We start from the raw sequence: 1,326 nt of genomic DNA, 5'->3' as shown, positions 1-1,326 counted from the left end.
GACGTGAAGGCCGTCGAGTACTTCATCGCCGGCCGCCTCGAGGGGCTGGGCCTGGGCCGGCTGAAGCCGCTCGTGCACTTCGCGTGCACCTCCGAGGACATCAACAACCTCGCCTACGCGGTGGGCGTGCGCGACGCCGTCGAGCAGGTCTGGCTGCCGGCCGCCCGCGCCGCCGTGGCCACCGTCTCCGCGATGGCCGCCGAGGCCGCCGAGACCCCCATGCTCTCCCGCACGCACGGCCAGCCGGCCACGCCCACCACGCTGGGCAAGGAGATGGCCGTGTTCGTGCACCGCCTGAGCCGTCAGACCCGGCGCATCGCCGGCCAGGAGTACCTGGGCAAGATCAACGGCGCCACCGGCACCTACGCCGCTCACCTCGCCGCCGCGCCCGACGCGGACTGGCCGGCCCTGTCCCGGTCCTTCGTGGAACACCTCGGCCTCACCTGGAACCCGCTGACCACCCAGATCGAGTCCCACGACTGGCAGGCGGAGCTGTACGCCGACGTCGCGCGCTTCAACCGGATCCTCCACGGCTTCTGCGTGGACGTGTGGAGCTACATCTCCATCGGCTACTTCGCGCAGATCCCCGTGGCCGGCGCGACCGGCTCCTCCACCATGCCGCACAAGGTGAACCCGATCCGCTTCGAGAACGCGGAGGCCAACCTCGAGCTCTCCTGCGCCCTGCTCGACTCGCTGGGCGCCACCCTCGTGGAGTCTCGTTGGCAGCGCGACCTCACGGACTCGACGTCGCAGCGCAACATCGGCGTGGCCCTCGGCCACTCGGTGCTCGCCCTGACCAACGTCACCAAGGGCATGGGCCAGCTCCAGGTGGCCGAGTCCGTGCTGGCCGAGGACCTCGACGCGAACTGGGAGGTGCTCGGCGAGGCCGTCCAGACCGTGATGCGCGCCGAGGCGATCGCCGGCGTCGAGGGCATGGACAACCCCTACGAGCGCCTCAAGGAGCTGACCCGCGGCCACCGTGTGGACGGGGCGCGCATGCGCGAGTTCGTGCAGGGCCTCGGCCTGTCCGAGGGTGCCCAGGCGCGCCTGCTGGAGCTGACCCCGGCCGGGTACACGGGCCTCGCGGCGCGCCTGGCCGCCGAGTTCGGCGGGCGCTGACGGGTCTGCCGAACAAAAAAAACAAATACGATGTGAGCATGCGCGATCCCGTGCCCTGCCCAGACCAGCCGAACAGCCCCTTCACGCCGGGGTACGGGCGGCGTCCCCTCGTGTTCGGCGGCCACGAAGACCTGCTCCGCGACATGGGCAGAGTTTTCCAAGACCATGACTTCGGCGAGAACCAGTCCGTCCTCCTGTCCGGGCTGA

Annotated in this window: 1 protein-coding gene; it reads left to right on the top strand. The window is 70.5% G+C overall.

From position 1 onward, the window contains the following. Positions 1-1,119 (top strand): adenylosuccinate lyase (gene purB / locus ACFWJO_RS39490; protein ID WP_386873095.1); only part of this gene is annotated, 1,119 nt, incomplete at its 5' end. Positions 1,120-1,326 lie beyond the last annotated feature (207 nt).

Source organism: Streptomyces sp. NPDC127092 (assembly GCF_042722475.1).
Lineage (GTDB): Bacteria > Actinomycetota > Actinomycetes > Streptomycetales > Streptomycetaceae > Streptomyces.
The sequence above is the reverse complement of the archived record's forward strand: the minus strand, read 5'-3'. Positions and strand labels throughout refer to the sequence as shown.